Origin of the sequence: Alcanivorax hongdengensis A-11-3, assembly GCF_000300995.1 — a bacterium.
In the GTDB taxonomy this organism is placed as follows: domain Bacteria; phylum Pseudomonadota; class Gammaproteobacteria; order Pseudomonadales; family Alcanivoracaceae; genus Alcanivorax; species Alcanivorax hongdengensis.
In genome coordinates this window covers 1-16,182 of record NZ_AMRJ01000046.1, presented here as the reverse complement: position 1 = coordinate 16,182, position 16,182 = coordinate 1, and the positions used below count along the sequence as shown (strand labels likewise).

At 61.7% G+C, this 16,182-nt stretch carries 15 protein-coding genes; 6 read left to right on the top strand and 9 right to left on the bottom strand.

Annotation, left to right across the window (positions count from 1 at the left end):
- Positions 1-79 precede the first annotated feature (79 nt).
- Together roxB and A11A3_RS16505 are read right to left on the bottom strand one after the other, a co-directional pair.
- Positions 80-2,149, bottom strand: a complete 2,070-nt coding sequence (gene roxB / locus A11A3_RS16510) for a rubber dioxygenase RoxB (RefSeq protein ID WP_008930477.1) — start codon at positions 2,147-2,149, stop codon at positions 80-82.
- 241 nt (positions 2,150-2,390) lie between these two features.
- Entirely contained in the window at positions 2,391-3,428 is a 1,038-nt protein-coding gene (locus A11A3_RS16505) for an AraC family transcriptional regulator (RefSeq protein WP_008930476.1), read from the bottom strand.
- Positions 3,429-3,525: 97 nt separating this feature from the next.
- On the opposite strand from A11A3_RS16505, the gene A11A3_RS16500 reads away from it, so the two are divergent.
- Positions 3,526-4,389: a metal-dependent hydrolase gene (locus A11A3_RS16500; protein WP_008930475.1), complete on the top strand. Its 864-nt coding sequence runs from the start codon at positions 3,526-3,528 to the stop codon at positions 4,387-4,389.
- Between the two features lie 174 nt (positions 4,390-4,563).
- On the opposite strand, the gene A11A3_RS16495 is transcribed toward A11A3_RS16500, so the two are convergent.
- The 7 genes from A11A3_RS16495 to A11A3_RS16465 are packed head-to-tail and all read right to left on the bottom strand — an operon-like array spanning position 4,564 to position 10,510.
- Entirely contained in the window at positions 4,564-5,571 is a 1,008-nt protein-coding gene (locus A11A3_RS16495) for a DUF2333 family protein (protein ID WP_008930474.1), read from the bottom strand.
- A gap of 58 nt (positions 5,572-5,629) precedes the next feature.
- On the bottom strand, positions 5,630-6,967 hold the full coding sequence (locus A11A3_RS16490; RefSeq protein ID WP_008930473.1) for an ATP-binding protein: 1,338 nt from the start codon (positions 6,965-6,967) through the stop codon (positions 5,630-5,632).
- 28 nt (positions 6,968-6,995) lie between these two features.
- A complete protein-coding gene (locus tag A11A3_RS16485; protein WP_008930472.1) occupies positions 6,996-7,649 on the bottom strand; it encodes a response regulator in 654 nt (217 codons plus the stop codon).
- The gene (locus A11A3_RS16480) at positions 7,646-8,539 is read right to left on the bottom strand and encodes an FAD:protein FMN transferase (RefSeq protein ID WP_008930471.1); all 894 of its coding nucleotides are present in this window, start codon (positions 8,537-8,539) and stop codon (positions 7,646-7,648) included. Before A11A3_RS16480 ends, A11A3_RS16485 begins: the two co-directional genes overlap by 4 nt.
- Before the next feature lie 38 nt (positions 8,540-8,577).
- Positions 8,578-9,837 carry a DUF3570 domain-containing protein gene (locus A11A3_RS16475; protein WP_008930470.1) on the bottom strand — a complete coding sequence of 420 codons (1,260 nt, stop codon included), beginning with the start codon at positions 9,835-9,837 and terminating at the stop codon, positions 8,578-8,580.
- An 11-nt stretch (positions 9,838-9,848) separates the two neighbouring features.
- Positions 9,849-10,067 (bottom strand): DUF4266 domain-containing protein, encoded by a 219-nt coding sequence (locus A11A3_RS16470; protein ID WP_008930469.1) that lies wholly within the window; start codon positions 10,065-10,067, stop codon positions 9,849-9,851.
- Positions 10,064-10,510, bottom strand: a complete 447-nt coding sequence (locus A11A3_RS16465) for a TlpA disulfide reductase family protein (protein ID WP_008930468.1) — start codon at positions 10,508-10,510, stop codon at positions 10,064-10,066. The genes A11A3_RS16470 and A11A3_RS16465 overlap by 4 nt, the downstream gene beginning before the upstream one ends.
- A 150-nt stretch (positions 10,511-10,660) precedes the next feature.
- On the opposite strand from A11A3_RS16465, the gene dsbD reads away from it, so the two are divergent.
- The 5 genes from dsbD to prmA all read left to right on the top strand — a co-directional run bounded on the left by dsbD (position 10,661) and on the right by prmA (position 16,140).
- Positions 10,661-12,586, top strand: a complete 1,926-nt coding sequence (gene dsbD / locus A11A3_RS16460; RefSeq protein WP_008930467.1) for a protein-disulfide reductase DsbD — start codon at positions 10,661-10,663, stop codon at positions 12,584-12,586.
- Between the two features lie 239 nt (positions 12,587-12,825).
- Entirely contained in the window at positions 12,826-13,269 is a 444-nt protein-coding gene (gene aroQ / locus A11A3_RS16455) for a type II 3-dehydroquinate dehydratase (protein ID WP_008930466.1), read from the top strand.
- Positions 13,270-13,271: 2 nt separating this feature from the next.
- Positions 13,272-13,736 (top strand): acetyl-CoA carboxylase biotin carboxyl carrier protein, encoded by a 465-nt coding sequence (gene accB / locus A11A3_RS16450; RefSeq protein ID WP_008930465.1) that lies wholly within the window; start codon positions 13,272-13,274, stop codon positions 13,734-13,736.
- A 10-nt stretch (positions 13,737-13,746) separates the two neighbouring features.
- Positions 13,747-15,093 carry an acetyl-CoA carboxylase biotin carboxylase subunit gene (gene accC, locus A11A3_RS16445; RefSeq protein WP_008930464.1) on the top strand — a complete coding sequence of 449 codons (1,347 nt, stop codon included), beginning with the start codon at positions 13,747-13,749 and terminating at the stop codon, positions 15,091-15,093.
- A gap of 171 nt (positions 15,094-15,264) precedes the next feature.
- Complete coding sequence (prmA, locus tag A11A3_RS16440; protein ID WP_008930463.1) at positions 15,265-16,140, top strand: 50S ribosomal protein L11 methyltransferase; 876 nt, start codon at positions 15,265-15,267, stop codon at positions 16,138-16,140.
- Positions 16,141-16,182 lie beyond the last annotated feature (42 nt).

The following is a 16,182-nucleotide window of genomic DNA, read 5'->3' as shown; positions in this document are numbered from 1 at the left end:
TCATTTTTCCCTCAACTGTGGGACAGCAGTGGGCTTTAAGCCGGCTTTTTTGTGTCTTTGCGAGTTTGCCCGAAGCCCCCTAGAGGGTCTTCAGGTACTCGATGATGGCCTGTTTCTCATGGTCGGTGAGGACTTCACTGAAATCATGCCCCTCATTGCCCTGACCATGGGCATGGGTGTTGTAGATCTTGCGATCTTCCATCTGCTGACGGGTAAGGGTCGGCGGATAGAGAATATTCCAGGTCAGGATCAGGTTATTGTAGAGCCCGCCCATGATCTGTTGAGCCAGCGGATCGGCCTGGTCATCACCCGGATCGCAGTTGATGTAGGGAGACACGGACGGGTTCCACCAGCTACGGAACCGGCACTGGATGTTGTCGTACTTCCAGCCCAGCTTCTGCTGGTCATAGGCCCGGTCCAGGTCGGTATCGTAGCCCATGACAACCCGGCCCTGCTGATCCCAGCGTGCCGGGGCCGACTTGCGCCGCCAGATGGCCGGGCGGTCCTGCGGGTCCAGCACGTCCCAGATATTGGGTACGGAACCATTGTGGAAATAGGGCGCCGTGGCCCAGACACCATAGAGCGGCGGCGCCAGATAGCCCAGTTCACGATCACCGCGCAGACGTTGTTGGTTCTGCGGGCCGCAGTCCTGGTCCGTGCCCCGGGTGGGCGGGTAGCCAAAGAAGTTCTTGGCACCGGCCTGCTGGACAGCCGCGTTGTTGGTTTCCAGTCGTACCGGGTCGGTGCCGATAATATCCTTGGGTACGATGTAACCGGCCATGCCTTCCAGTGCCGGCGACGCCAGGAAGGATGCGTCATTCACATAACGGGGCGCATAGGCACCGTGGCAGCTGGCACAGGAGCCATTGCCCTGCGGGCGCGGCGTTGGATTGTTGCGGCCGCTACCCCACAGATCCAGGGTATGGAACAGCTCCGAGCCTTCCCGGGCCAGATCCTTATCCACCGGATAGGGATAGGCCGGAGACTTGAGCCCTTCCACCCAGGTATTGATGGCCGGGCCATGGGCGCGCATCCAGTCCTGCCCTTTCTCGCTCACCGGGCCACCGGCGGCACCGAACAGGCCGATAAAGGGGGTGTAAAAGACCATGTCCACGCGGCCGGCATCCATGGGGAAGACCCCGTCCACGAATTTGGCCGGACGGTGGCCCATGTTCCACCAGGCCGGCGTATCCATGTCGGCGGTGGAGCCGGAGTTGAGCAAACCGATGAATTCCGACGGTGATAACGGCTCCTCGTCAGGGAACAGGAACGCCAGATTGATATCGCTGGCGTTGTTGGTGCCGCGGGTACGATTGAGGTTGGCGAAATCGGCCAGGGAAGCGGGATAACCCAGCGGCAACATGTCGCGCAGCAGCAAATCCAGATCCGCCAGGCTGCTGCCGCCGCCATAGGTCATGCCCGGCCCCTTGCCGTCATTGGAACCGACCACCCCACTGTGGCAGGCATGGCAGGTCACACCAATACGCCCGCTCCAGCTACCATCGGCATTACGCAGCTGAGTAAACATTTCCGGCAGTTTGCCCGAGCCCCCATTGGTGCGGTTGGGGTCCTCACCCGGCAGCGGATAGGGGTTGCGGTTTTCACCAAATCCGGAGCCATAACGCTGCGCCACCAGCTGATCGAAATTATCAGGGCGGAACATGAAGCCTCCCCAGATCCGCCATAACTGGTTGTATTGCATGGCCGTGAAGGTGGAAATACCGAAGGCGGCTTCCGGCAGGCTCGGGTCGTTACCCGCAAAGAGCGCCGCCACCCCGGCCCCCCCTGTTTCCAGCAGCGCCTCCCCCCGATAGAAGCGATCACGCAACTCGCCACAGGTGCGAGCATGCCCCTCCTCCTGAATTTCCTGGGGGTTGAGGTGGCAGTCTTTCCAGTAAGCATTGAAATGCACGGCCCGGCCGTCACTGATGCCCGGCTGTACCAGGGTGCGCGGGTCTGCGGGCAACACCGCATCATCGGGTTTGCCCCAGCAGAAATCCCACTGGGGGGAACCGCCATGGCTACTGCCGAGCAGATCATCCGTATCGGCGCTGGCTGCCATGGGTAGCGTCAGCAGCATCAACGCAGGGAAAAAGCGTACAAGACAGGCACCGGCAAGGCGCCAGCCTGAGGGGAATTGTTGTAGCATCACGGGCCTCCTGAATACCCCCGCGCTCAGCGCGGGGGTGATACACGGAGGAAAGGGGTCCTGGCGACAGCGAGACGGGACCAGTACATCGGCCCCCTTTCTTCCTTGTTAGTGTTATGACGTGTCAGGCCAAACACTAAGGGCAGGCTTATCGTGAGTCAATAATACAATATTGTCTCAATGTTTCCTTTTTTGACCCGCGACACACTTTTACGCACCGTGATCGCCTGCGGCGGCAGGCCTAACCGGCACTGTCACGCTCGCGGAACCCCCGGGGCGTGACACCGCTCCAGCGTTTGAACGCCCGGGAAAAATTGGCCACATCGTTATAACCCAGCGAGTAGGCCACCTCACTGATGCTGTTGCGCCGGTTGCCGAGCAGGCGTTTGGCCTGTCGGTAACGCTCTTCGTCCTGCAACTGACGATAGCTCAGACCCGCCTGCTGCAGGTGACGCTTGAGAGTACGGGCCGAGACCGACAACCGCTCGGCCATGGCCTCCAGGGAGGGCATGGGGGCGGTATGGTCCTGCAGGGTAGTGCGCACCCGCTCGGCCAGCACGCCGTCTTCTTCGGTTCGCCACTGGCGAAACTCCATCTCGCACTGTTCCCGGGCCAGCGCCGCCACCTGGGGGTCCGCCAGCCGCGGGCGCGCGGCCATGGCCGACTGAGGAAACACCAGTGCCTCTTCCTGCTGATCAAACAGCACCGGCACCCGGATGTCCGCCTCCATCTCGCGCCAGTAGGCCGGCGGCGGGCTGCGACGGCGGATCTCCAGCCCCTCGGGGGGAGCATCCAGCAACTGCTCGACCATGAAGGCCAATCCCACCAGCATGGCCTCCATGATGAAATCATGGGCCACCCCCAGCGGAACGGTGCTTTTCAGCTTGAGGTGCGCCATCTCACCGTGGCGGGCATAGTCGATCACCAGAAAAGGCGCGCGCAGGCCCAGAAACCGACAGGCCGCGTCCAGGGCATCCTGGGCACTGGCGCTGGACAGGGCCAGCAGGCCCACCGGGCCATGCAGGGTGATGCTCATGGCCCGGGCATAGCGGAATCCCAGACCGCGATCGCCGGCCATGGCCAGGCCCCGCTCGGCCACGGTCTGGGCCAGCGCCATGGACACACGCCGGTCCGGCGCCAGCAACTCATCACGGCTGATGCCCAGCCCTTCCAGCAGGGCCGGCGCATCCAGATCCATGGCCACCAGCAGGTCATAGAGCAGCACCACATAGATACCCGGCACGCCGGTGTTCCCCCAGGGGCGGCCCGAACTCACCATTTGTTGGCCCTCCGCGACAAGACCGATATAACAAAACTCAAGCATAGTAATTGCCATTGAGTAATGTCAGCAACGGCATTCACGCCCGGAGTGATTCATGAAGCTACGACTGGTAAAGAAACACAAAACCCCGGCCATCCCCATTACCCCGCGCCGCATGGGATTTTCCTTCGAAGGGATTCAGCATGATGATTACTGGTTCGACAACGATCCGGTTCTTACCCACCTGCTCAATATCCTGTCGCTGACCTTCCCGGATGGTGAACGCTTCTTCGTGGATTCGGTACGCGCCCTGCGTGACCAGGTCCAGGACAAGGACCGGCAGAAGGATATCTCCGGCTTTATCGGCCAGGAGGCCATGCATTCGCTGGAGCATCAGGCCTTCAATGACCTGATTGCCGATGGCAAATACGACGATATCGTCAAGCACGCCCTGGCCGTGACCAACAAGCTGCTGGCCGGCGCGCGCAAGTACATGACCGAGCGCCAGCAACTGGCCGCCACCGCCGGTCTGGAGCATTTCACCGCGATTCTCGCCGATGCCATCCTGCGTCGCCCGGACCTGCTGGCAAAGATGGACCCGGCGGTGCGCGACCTGTGGGTCTGGCACGCCATCGAGGAAACCGAACACAAGGCCGTGGCCTTTGATCTGTACAAGGATGTGAACGGCAGCTACCTGGAGCGCCAGCGGCTGTTCCTGTCCAGCACCGCCTACCTGATCGGCTTTTCCAGCTACTTCACCTGGCAGATGCTCAAACGCGACGGCGCCCACCGCAAACCGCTGACCCTGGCAAAAGGGCTATGGAAAGGCTTCGGCTACCGGGGCGTGATCAGCAGCATCATCCCCGCCTGGTTCCAGTACCTGAAACCCGGTTTCCACCCCTGGGACGACGATAACAGCGCGCTGATCGAAAAATGGCGCAAGAGCCTGCCTGAGCCGAAGGCAAAGAATGCGGCGTAAGAATAATTGATAGTTGATAATGGATAATTGATAACTGCGCGTTCAAACGCAGCAATGATCTGAAAATAAAGAGGCCGCGCCCAAATCGGTGGGCGCGGCCTCTTGCGTTTACGGTTACATCAGCGCGAATTCGCGGCGTTATCAATTATCCATTATCAACTATCAATTAAACCCTCACCCTTCCTGAAGCAGTTTGCGCAGATCAATCAGCGCGGCATTGGCCCGGGAAATATAGTTGGCCATCACCAGCGAGTGGTTGGCCAGCATGCCGAAGCCGTCACCGTTGAGGATCATGGGGCTCCACAGGGTGTCCTGGGTGGATTCCAGTTCGCGTACCATCTGGCGGTAGCTGACGGTGGCGTTTTTCTTGCGCAGGACATCGGCAAAATCCACTTCCGCCGCCCGCATCAGCTGGGTCAGGGCCCAGGCGGCACCGCGGGCTTCGTAGAAGGCATCGTCAATCTTCAGCCAAGGAGTTTTCACGTAGTCGCCAGTCTCGTCCACTTCTGCGGCCAGACCGCCTTCTTCCTGGTCCATGTTGAGCTGGCTGCGACCGACACTCTGGCTCAGTTTGAGGCTCAGGGCGCCAAGACGGTTCTGCACCTCGTTGAGCCAGTAATTGAGATTATCGGCACGGGCATAGAAGTGGGCGTCGTTGTCGTTGCCATCGGTAAGACGGTCCAGATAGCGTTGCAGCGCCTTGATGCCACGACGGTACTCGCTCTCGGTAGCCGGCATGGCCCAGCTTTTGGCATCGAAGTTGAACTGCGGCTCGGCAATGGCCAGGTCCTTGTCTTCCTGGCTCTGGGACTGGGAACGGCTCATGTCGCGGCGCATGACACGGGTCATGTCACGCAGCTGCACCAGCACGCCATATTCCCAGTTGGGCATATTATCCAGCCACAGGCGATGGGGCAGAATATCGTTGCTCAGATAACCACCGGGCTTGTCGAGCAGGGTTTCGGCCACGCGAATCACTTCACGGGTGGTGGTTTCGCCAACCACCGCGTCGGCTCGCGGCGTCACCCGGTGCAGGTCCGGCTCCATGCTCCAGTACCAGCCCAGTAAGACATCCACCAGCAATAACAGCAGCAACAACCAGAACAGGCCCTTCCAGATACGGCTGTTACGTGGGTCGAGCATGGCATCGCCCATTTTTTCGCTGAATTTTTCGTTACTCATGATCGCTCCCGTGATCGTCGTGCGTCCCCGAAACGCTGCGCGTATTCTCTGCTCGCTACTATAGCGCAGCCCCTCCCCGTGCGGCAGGGATGGTGACGATGGCCGCCGCCGGCAGGTCACCCTGGCGACAACGGTAACTCAGTGTACCGCCATAGAGCGACAATACACGGTCAACGATGGACAAGCCCAGCCCGGCGCCGGACTGATCCCGGTCTCCCCGGCTGAAGCGCTCACGGAAACGTTTCTGGGCGGAATCATCCAGCCCTTCTCCGCCATCACTGATGGTCAGGCGCACACGGTTGCCCAGGCTCTCGCCATCCACGGCGATCTCACTGCCCGCCGGGGAATAGCGGCAGGCATTGTCGAGCAGGTTGCGCAATACCAGATGCAAGGACTCCGCCGGCATGGCCACGGGCATGGCCTGCTCCAACAGCAGGCTCAACTGTTGCCGGCGGGCATCGGCCAGCGGCAGCAGATTGGCGATGATGTCCCGGCTCAGGGCAGTGGCATCACACTCACCGTCCTGTTCCCGGAATACCTGCGGGTCCAGCCGGGCCAGGGCCAGTAGCTGCTCGACCATGCGCGACGCCCGCACCAGGGCGGTATCAAGCTGCTGCAGGGAGGCATCCACCTGGCTGGCATCGGTGAGATGACGGGCGTTATCCGCGTGCAGCCGCAGCACCATCAACAGGGTCCGGAGTTCGTGGGCGGCGTCTGCGGTAAAGCGCTTCTCCCGGTCCAGGGCATCCTGCAACTGTCCCAGCAGTTCGTTGATGGCCTGCTCCAGGGGCAACAATTCCCGCACCGGCTTGCCGGATGGCAAGGGCTCCAGGTTATCGGCACTGCGGTTGGCCACCGCATGGGTCAGGCGCGACAGGGGCTTGAGCCCCCGGCGAATGGCCAGCCACACCAGAATCAGGATCACCGGCAGACTGAGCAGGTAGGGGCTGAGCACCACCGCCGCCATGCTGTCCACCAGCGAGCGCCGGGAGCGGTCGCTCTCCGCCAGCACCAGCCAGCGCTGCCCGGACAGTGGCAGGGTATAGATATGCCAGCCATCCTTTTCGTTGTAGTGAGGGCGCGAGCCCAGCGGCGTGAAAGGATCACGGGGGGCCCCGGCGCTGGCCATGACCAGCTTGTGGTCATTCCAGAGCTGATAGACGAAGTAGCGCTGGTAACGGTTTTCCTGCTCATCCAGAGCCGCCAGCGCCTGGTCCGGCAACTGCCCTTCACGCCAGAAGGAGGCCAGCAGATGGGCACTCTGGATCAGCTCCGCATCGTACTGTTCATCCAGCTCGTCGTAGAGTGTCAGGTAGGTGATCAGCCCCAGCAACAGGCCTCCGCCAAGGATCACCAGCAGCAGGGAAACGGAAAGAAATCGGCGTATGGAGTACATCTGACCCTGTCTTTATTTCAGCGAAGCCCTAGTTGAGGCTATAGCCTACACCACGAACAGTGCGAATCAGATCACTGCCGAGTTTTTTGCGCAGGTGGTGAATATGCACTTCCAGGGCATTGCTCTCCACGTCATCGCTCCAGCCATAGAGCCCCTGCTCCAGCTGATCCCGGGTCACCACCCGGCCCCGCTGACGCACCAGCAACATCAGCACGCTCATTTCCCGACGCGACAGGGGCACCGGTTCGCCGCCCCGGGAGACTTTCAGGGCGGAGACATCAATGTCGATATCGCCCAGCATCACATGCTCTGCCGTGGGCGCCTCATGGCGGCGCAGGCGGGCACGAATACGGGCCACCAGCTCAGCCACCGAGAACGGTTTGACCATGTAATCATCGGCGCCGGCATCCAGGCCGCCGATGCGCTCATCCAGCTGATCACGGGCACTGATGATGATCACCGGCACCTGGCGGTCGTACTCGCGCAGGGCTCGCAGGGCGGCCAGACCGTCCAGCCCCGGCAATCCCAGATCCAGCAACAAAAGCTGGAAGTTACCGTTCTGGATCGCCGGCACCACCTCATCGCCCCGGGATACATGATCCAGGGTGTACCCTTCTGCCTTCAGTGCCCGCAGCAACCCGTCCGCCAGCAGCTGATCGTCCTCGACCAGTAACAGCCTCATTCCCCTTCCCTCTGAATCCAGTGTGTTACCTGATTATCCGTCAGCAATGCTTGCGCCCCCTCGCCCTGTAACAACGCCAGGGTCGCCAGCAGGCCAGCCTGGGTGCATTGTGTCGCCAGCACGGTCACCGCCCGGGGCGCCCCGCTCACCGGGTAGCCGGTGCGTGGGTCCAGCACATGACTGTAACGTATGCCGTCCTTGAGCAGAAAACGGCGGCTGTCGCCGCTGGTGGCCAGGGCACCGGTGGTCAGCGCGAGGGTACCCGCCAGTGGACGTGCGGTGCCCTCCATGCCCACCCGCCACGGCTCCTGGCGGCTTCGGGCCCGCAGATCACCACCGAAGTTCACCAGCAGATCCGCCTCGCAGCAGGCTGCGGCCAGCTCGAAGGCCCGGTCCACCGCGTACTCCTTGCCGATGCCGCCGAAGTCCAGTTCCATGCCTGCGGGCATGCGAATGCGGCCCGGCTGACGTTCCACCTTCTGCCAGCCGATCAGCGGCAACAGCGCCTGCACCTGATCATCACCGGGCAGACGGTCGGAGCCATCGAAACGCCAGGCCCGGCGTAATACGCCGGAGGTGATATCGAAGGCGCCATCGCTGATCACGTAGCAGTAGTCGGCAAACTCCAGCAGGCGTTCGATTTCCTCGTCCACGTCCACCCAGTCACCGTTGGCGTTGTTGATATGCCAGACCGGGTTGTCATCGCGGTAGCGGGAGAAGTGCTGCTCGATGCGGGCGGCTTCCGCCGCCACGGTGTCGAGCACCTGGGCGGCGCGGGTGCGCGAGTCAACGCGCACCAGCACTTCACAGGGGCTCGCCATGGCAGAAAAGCGGCCACGCCAGAGCGGGCCGCTTTCCTTGTCGCAGGCATGTTCTAGTGTGACATCCATGCACGCATCCATCATGCCGCTTGATTGTCGGTCGCGGTTTACCAGTAGAAGGTATACCCCACCTGGGCAATCACTGCATCCAGATCCGCGGCATCACTGTCACCACTCTGCTGGAAGCTCTCCACCCGGAAGCTCAGCTCCTGACCGGACTGCCATTGCTTGGCCAGCTTGACGCCATAGGTCATGTCCGTCAGTTTGCCCAGCCGGTAATCGGCGGACACTTCCTTGGTGGTGGCCAGCTCGGCCTGGGTAATGGACTCGCGGTAGAAGTCCGCCTCGCTCTGCTGGTACCAGCGCACATGGGGCTGAACATACCAGGTCTGACCAAACGGGATGCGGTATTTCACATCCAGGGTGTGGGAATTGATGCCCCAGTCATCGGTCATGAAGCGGTAGCCCACCGCCAGCACATCCCGTGAGAAGTGATAGCGGTTTTCCCAGTAGAGTGCATGCTTGGTGCGTGAATCCGGGCGCAGCTCGAATACCTGGCCGTCGCCGGGACCGATATTGGTGCCGCCCAGCGCTTCCGCTTCCAGCGGATCGCCATTGGCATCCACCACGGTAACCACCTTGTAGGGGTCCGTGTTGTAGCCATCGGTGACCGACAGGTTGTAGTTGAGCTGCATGATCCAGCGACGGTTGATCACCTGGGTCAGGCCCACCAGCACATCATCCACGCTGCGGTCTTCGCTGCCGTCGGTTTTCTGCTGATCACTCTGGATGCTCAGCCCCACCGGCACGCCACCCACCGGATCAATGGTGTCCGCCTCGTGGGACAGGGCAAAAGTCAGCGTGGAGTTCTTGTCGTTGAAGTCACGCATCACGCCGGCATTCAGGCCCAGCGAAGTAAAGTCATACTCGTTGGAGAAGTTCAGACCCGCCGTCCAGCGCCACAGACGGTTGATGGGGCGGGTGTATTGCACGTTGGCGGCCGTACGGGTGTCGTGGAAGGAGTCATCCAGCGGCACCTCACCGGGGTTGGTGGTATAGGTTTCGTTACCGGACGGCGACGTGAACGTCTGCGGCTTGTCGGAGGTGATGGCCCCGTTGTGCGAGGCGCCGGTGAGCGAATCCACCGTGAGCTTGAGCTTGAGCTCGCTGTCATCCTTGAAGGTGCGCTGGCCCTGAATCACCGGCTCCACGGCGGTGACCCGATCCTGCTCACTGTAATAAAGCACGGCGCTGTCGAACTTCCAGCCGTCATCCGCCGCCGGCGCTGCCTGGGCGCTGTTGCCCAGCAGGGCGCAGGTGGCGGCGGCCAGGCCGGCGCTGATCTGTTTGGTCTGTGTTTTTTTCATGTCCCCTGCCCTCAGTTACAGCCGCAACCGCCGCCGCCGAAGCCGCGGCCCCCGCTGGAGGCTTCCTTGCTGAAATAGATGTGATCGTCAAAGGCGTCATCCAGTCCGTCCGCCTCACCAATGGTCATGGCCGGCTGGGCCAGCAGGTCACGCTGCCAGGGTTGTACCCCCAGATTCTGGCAACCGGCCAGGCCCACCAGCAGCAATGCTGCGGTGATAATCTTGATCATTGTTGTGCCTCCAGCAGGCTGATGATTTGTTGCTCGTATTCGGATTTTTTCTCTTCATGGAAACCCACGTGGCGGGCCAGGATCTTGCCGTTGGCATCGATCAGTACCGCACTGGGCATGCCCTTGAGGTGATACTGTTCGGCGTATTCCCCGTCCGGGTCGAACACCAGCGGGAATGACGCCGGGTAGGCATCCAGAAATTTGTCGGCATCGGCGCGTTTCGGGTCCAGGTTCACCCCGATCACTGTGAAGCCCTTGTCGCCGTACTGTTTCTGCATGTCATTGAGCCACGGGAAGGAGCGCCGGCACGGACCGCACCAGCTGGCCCAGAAGTCCACGTAAATGACTTTTGCACCACCGGTCTGCTCCGGTGAAAATGGTTGGGTGTCGGCCAGGGCGGCCAGCGGCAGCATAAGCACTGCCAACAACAGGGACAGACGCATGGAAAGGTCTCCTCGGGCTTTTCGCACAGCATCCGGGAGTTGTCTTAAAGCAACCTTAACGGGATGCTTAAGCCACCGTTAATCCGTAGCGATGAAACTTACGCCGCGATGGCTCATCCAACACGGGCACCCAAGAACAAGGAGAATTCCATGAAGCACTGGTGGCGGCATTTGCTGCTGATGGCGGTACTGACCCCCCTGCAACTGGCCCATGCCGCCGACGCGAGCCTGCTCAGCTCGGGGGACGAACCGGAACTGCCGACCGTGGACCAGGCCATTCAGGTCATTGCCGACAGTGACTGGGACAAGCGTCAGCTGCTGGTCAGCTTCGACATGATCGACGATGTCTATACCTACCGGCATCGCTTCAGCTTCACTCTCAAGGACAGTGACGGCCAGGTTCTGCAGACCTTCGACAAGCCGCAGATGCCGGACGGCAAGCAGAAGACCGATGAGATCTTCGGCAAGGTCGAGGTCTACTTTCACCATCTGGACGTGACCCTGCCGCTGGCACATCTACCCACCGGCGCCACCGAGCTGGACGTGCACTACCAGGGCTGTATTGAAGATACCCTCTGCTATCCGCCCACCCACAAGGTGTTCCATTTCGACGCCCCAACCCAGGCCAGCGACCAGCCGGCGCCGGCCAGCCAGACCGGCACCAATCCGGGCGACGATGCCAACGGCGCCGATAACGACGCGGACAATGCCGGTTTTCTCGACACCCTGCGCTCCCAGGACGCCAACGCCTTCAGCCAGTGGATGCAGAGCCAGAGCCTGCTGCTGATCATCGGCCTGTTTTTCGCCGGCGGCCTGCTGCTGGCTTTCACCCCCTGCGTCTTCCCCATGATTCCCATTCTTTCCGGCATCATTGCCGGCGAGAAGGACCCCAGCGCCGCCCGCGGTTTCACGCTCAGTGTCAGCTATGTGCTGGGGGTCGCCGTGCCCTACACCCTGGCCGGCTTGCTGGTGGCCCTGTTCGGTGCCGGGCTCAATCTGCAGTTTCTGCTGCAACAGCCGGCGGCCATCATCACCTCCGCCGTCATTTTCGTGCTGCTGGCGCTATCCATGTTCGGCCTTTATGAACTGCAATTGCCCGCCGCCCTGCGTGATCGACTCAGCAACGCCGGCAACACCGGCCGCGGCAGCCTGATCGGCGCCGCCATCATGGGAGCCATCTCGGCGCTGGTGGTGTCTCCCTGTGTCACCCCGATCCTGGCCGGCGCCCTGATCTATGTGGCCGCCAGTGGCGATGCCCTGACCGGCGCGGCCTCCCTGTTCGCCCTGGCCATCGGCATGGGCGTGCCACTGATCATCGTTGGCACTGGCGGCGGCAGCCTGCTGCCCCGTGCCGGCATGTGGATGGAGGAGATCAAACGCTTCTTCGGTGTGGTCATGCTGGGCGTGGCCATCTGGTTGCTCGACCGCATCGTCAATGACACCCTGACCCTGGCGATGTACGGCCTGCTGCTGGCTATCTACGGCGTACAGCTGGGCGCGCTGGAGCCGGTCATCGAAGGGGGATCACGCCTCAAACGTGGCCTGGCCACGGTGCTCGCCCTGTACGGCGCGGTGATGCTGGTGGGCGCCCTCGGTGGCGGCCATGACCCGCTGCAACCGCTGGCCCGCGACACGACCTCCACCACCGTGATGGCTACCGCCTCACAGACCCCGGGCGGCGGCGTCAGCGAGGACCACGGCCCCTGGCAGACCCTGCACGGCCAGCAGGCCCTCAATCAGGCCCTGGCCCAGGCCCGGGCCGAGGGCAAGCCGGTGCTGGTGGACTTCTTTGCCGAGTGGTGTGTGGCCTGCCGCGAGCTGGAAAAGACCACCCTCACCCATACCGGCGTGCTGGACACCATGAATAGCCGGGACTTCCTCCTTTACCGGGTGGATATCACCCAGGTCAGCGATGAAAACCAGGCCATCATGGCTCAATACGGTATTTTCGGCCTGCCGTGTCTGGTGTTCTTCGGCCCGGACGGCAAGGAAGTGCAGGGCGCCCGTATCCTCGGCGAAATGGGCCCGCAGCGCTTCATCGATCACCTCAAGCGCAAGATCTTTCCGGCCCTGTGATCACGACGGGCGCACTCTCCGTGCGCCCTGTCACAGAGGGCCTGTTAACTGGCCCTAAGATGCCCGGATACGGCGGTCATTTCCGGCTATCTTCCGGTAACTTGTAACGAATGTTGTAAACCCCTTTTTTCTGTCATGTTTTCCCCCTAGTATTGCAGTTGTGCCAAAAAGCGCGGGTTTACCCGTTTTTTTGCCACACGTTCACTGCAAATAACGACAATTCCCCAGGGGGACCTGTTTTGGCTTCCATTCTGGTTTTGCATGGCCCGAATCTGAACCTGCTTGGCACCCGCGAGCCGGACAAATACGGCCGTGTGACCCTGGCACAGATCAACCAGCAACTGCAGCAACAGGCCAGCGATGCCGGCCACCATCTGCAGCACCTGCAAAGCAACGCGGAATACGAGTTGATCGAGCGCATCCACGATGCGCGCACCGACGGGATCGACTTCATCATCTTCAATCCGGCGGCCTTCACACATACCAGTGTGGCACTGCGTGACGCCCTGCTGGCCGTGGCGATCCCCTTTATTGAAGTGCACCTGTCCAACGTGCACGCCCGGGAACCGTTTCGTCACCATTCCTATTTTTCCGATATCGCCCAGGGCGTGGTCTGCGGCCTGGGAGCCCATGGCTACCAGCTGGCACTGCAAAGCGCCCTGCACACACTGAATCAGGACTGAGCATGGACATTCGCAAAATCAAGAAACTGATCGAGCTGCTGGAAGAGTCCGGCATCGAAGAACTGGAAATCAGCGAAGGCGAAGAATCCGTCCGCATCAGCCGTGGCGGCAACCGCGCCCCGGCGGCGGCACCGGTTTACCATCAGCAGCCCCAGGCGGCACCGGCTCCGGCGGCACCCGCCGCGCCGGCGGCTCCGCAGGCTGCGGCGGCGGAAAGCGACAACACCCCCAGCGGCCACCTGGTGCGCTCGCCCATGGTCGGCACCTTCTACCGCTCTCCGGCACCGGGCTCTCCGTCCTTCGCGGAAGTGGGCCAGAAGGTCAAGGCCGGCGATGTGCTGTGCATCGTCGAGGCCATGAAGATGATGAACCAGATCGAGGCAGACAAGTCCGGCACCATCGACGCCATTCTGGTAGAAGACGGCGAACCGGTGGAATTCGACCAGCCGCTCTTCTCCATCGTTTAAGGAGGCGGTCATGCTGGAAAAAGTCCTTATTGCCAACCGTGGCGAAATTGCCCTTCGCATCCTGCGTGCCTGCAAGGAAATGGGCATTCGTACCGTGGCCGTCTATTCCAAGGCCGACCGGGATCTGATGCACGTGCGTCTGGCCGACGAAGCGGTCTGCATCGGCCCGGCGCCGTCGGTGGATTCCTACCTGAACATCCCGGCCATCATCAGCGCCGCGGAAGTCACCGACGCCGACGGCATTCACCCCGGCTACGGCTTCCTGGCGGAAAACGCCGACTTTGCCGAAAGCGTGGAACGCTCCGGCTTCACCTTTATCGGCCCGCGGGCCGATACCATCCGCCTGATGGGCAACAAGGTGTCTGCCATCGAAGCCATGAAAAAGGCCGGTGTGCCTACCGTTCCCGGCTCCAACGGCCCGGTGGGCGAAGACGACGATGCGGCTCTGGCCATGGCCGAACAGATCGGCTTCCCGGTGATCATCAAGGCGGCCGCCGGCGGTGGCGGGCGCGGCATGCGTGTGGTGGAAGAGAAGAAGTACCTGCTCAATGCCATCACCCTGACCCGCTCGGAAGCCAAGAACGCCTTCGGGGATGCCACCGTCTACATGGAGAAGTTTCTGCAGAAACCCCGCCATGTGGAAATCCAGGTACTGTCCGACGGCGCCGGCCATGCCATCCACCTGGGTGACCGGGACTGCTCGCTGCAGCGCCGCCACCAGAAAGTGGTGGAAGAGGCCCCTGCACCGCTGATTCCCGTGCATCTCAAGGAAGAAGTGGCCGAGCGCTGCGTCAACGCCTGCAAGGAGATCAACTACCGGGGGGCGGGCACCTTCGAGTTCCTCTATGAAGATGAGCGCTTCTACTTCATCGAGATGAACACCCGGGTTCAGGTGGAACATCCGGTCACGGAAATGATTACCGGGGTGGATATCGTCAAGGAACAACTGCGCATCGCTGGCGGTGAAGGCCTGCAACTGCAACAGAGTGACATCCAGTTCCAGGGCCATGCCATCGAGGTGCGGGTCAACGCGGAGGACCCGGTCAAGTTCACACCCTGCCCCGGCAAGATCAGCTATTTCCATGCCCCCGGTGGCAATGGGGTGCGAGTGGATTCCCACATCTACAGCGGCTACACCGTGCCGCCCTACTACGACTCCCTGATCGGCAAGCTGATTACCTGGGGCGAGAACCGGGACATCGCCTTTGCCCGCATGCGCAATGCTCTGGATGAAATCGTGGTGGAAGGCATCAAGACCAATGTGCCCCTGCACCGCGACAAGATCTTCAAGGACAAGCCCTTCGCCAAAGGGGGCGTGGATATCCACTACCTGGAGAAGAAGCTGGGACAGGATTAAAATTGATAATTGGAAATGGATAATTGATAGTTACGCGAAAGCGCCCATCAATGATTCCGGCAAATGAGGCCGCGCCCAAAGCTTGAGCGCGGCCTCATGCGTTGTAGCGGCCATCTTCAGCCGGTCACGCGTTATCAATCATCCACTGTCCATTCTCAATTCGGAGATTTCATGGCCTGGTTACAACTGCACATCGCCACCACCGAGCAGCATGCCGATGCCTTCCAGAATGCACTGGAAGAGATGGGGGCCTGTGCCGTCACGCTTACCGATGGCGCCGACCAGCCCGTGTTTGAACCGCCGCCGGGCACTCGCCCCCTATGGCAGAACACCGTGGTCAGTGCCCTGTTCGAGGCCGATCGTGATCCCGCGCTGATTATCGAGGCTCTCACGCAACAGGGCCTGGCACCGCAGGCTCATCATCACGAAACACTGGAAGACCAGGCCTGGGAGCGGGCCTGGATGGACGATTTCGCCCCCATGCGCTTTGGCCAGCGGCTGTGGATTGTACCCAGCTGGAGCGAGGCGCCGGACCCGCAGGCGGTAAACCTGAAGCTGGACCCGGGCCTGGCCTTCGGCACCGGCACCCACGAAACCACCGCCCTGTGCCTGCAATGGCTGGACGCCGCAGACCTGAACGGCAAGACAGTACTGGATTTCGGCTGTGGCTCCGGGGTGCTGGCCATTGCGGCCCTGTTGCTGGGTGCCAGCCAGGCCATCGGCACCGACATTGACCCCCAGGCCCTGCAGGCCAGCGAAGACAATGCCCGCAACAACGGCGTGGCGGACCGCCTGCAACTCTACCTGCCGGACAAGATGCCGCCCGATCATCACTGCGATGTGCTGGTGGCCAATATTCTCGCCGGCCCGCTGGTGGAGCTCAGCGAATTGCTGGCCGGCTACTGCCGACCCGGCACCCTGCTGGCCCTGTCCGGCATCCTGGCCGACCAGGCAGAGAGCGTTCGAGAGGCCTATGCGCCCTGGTTTGACCTCAACCCGACCACCCGGGATGGTGACTGGGTTCGTATTGACGGGGTCCGCCGGTAACAGCCCCTCAGAAAAGGTTCATCGCGGATTAGAGGGAATCTG

Bases quoted from the DNA above. Each gene is read 5' to 3' on its own strand.
- accB (WP_008930465.1), top strand. From the start codon at position 13,272: ATGGACATTCGCAAAATCAAGAAACTGATCGAGCTGCTGGAAGAGTCC.
- accC (WP_008930464.1), top strand. From the start codon at position 13,747: ATGCTGGAAAAAGTCCTTATTGCCAACCGTGGCGAAATTGCCCTTCGC.
- dsbD (WP_008930467.1), top strand. From the start codon at position 10,661: ATGAAGCACTGGTGGCGGCATTTGCTGCTGATGGCGGTACTGACCCCC.
- A11A3_RS16465 (WP_008930468.1), bottom strand. From the start codon at position 10,510: ATGCGTCTGTCCCTGTTGTTGGCAGTGCTTATGCTGCCGCTGGCCGCC.
- A11A3_RS16470 (WP_008930469.1), bottom strand. From the start codon at position 10,067: ATGATCAAGATTATCACCGCAGCATTGCTGCTGGTGGGCCTGGCCGGT.
- A11A3_RS16490 (WP_008930473.1), bottom strand. From the start codon at position 6,967: ATGTACTCCATACGCCGATTTCTTTCCGTTTCCCTGCTGCTGGTGATC.
- A11A3_RS16480 (WP_008930471.1), bottom strand. From the start codon at position 8,539: ATGGATGTCACACTAGAACATGCCTGCGACAAGGAAAGCGGCCCGCTC.
- roxB (WP_008930477.1), bottom strand. From the start codon at position 2,149: ATGCTACAACAATTCCCCTCAGGCTGGCGCCTTGCCGGTGCCTGTCTT.
- A11A3_RS16495 (WP_008930474.1), bottom strand. From the start codon at position 5,571: ATGAGTAACGAAAAATTCAGCGAAAAAATGGGCGATGCCATGCTCGAC.
- A11A3_RS16500 (WP_008930475.1), top strand. From the start codon at position 3,526: ATGAAGCTACGACTGGTAAAGAAACACAAAACCCCGGCCATCCCCATT.
- prmA (WP_008930463.1), top strand. From the start codon at position 15,265: ATGGCCTGGTTACAACTGCACATCGCCACCACCGAGCAGCATGCCGAT.
- A11A3_RS16485 (WP_008930472.1), bottom strand. From the start codon at position 7,649: ATGAGGCTGTTACTGGTCGAGGACGATCAGCTGCTGGCGGACGGGTTG.
- A11A3_RS16505 (WP_008930476.1), bottom strand. From the start codon at position 3,428: ATGGTGAGTTCGGGCCGCCCCTGGGGGAACACCGGCGTGCCGGGTATC.
- A11A3_RS16475 (WP_008930470.1), bottom strand. From the start codon at position 9,837: ATGAAAAAAACACAGACCAAACAGATCAGCGCCGGCCTGGCCGCCGCC.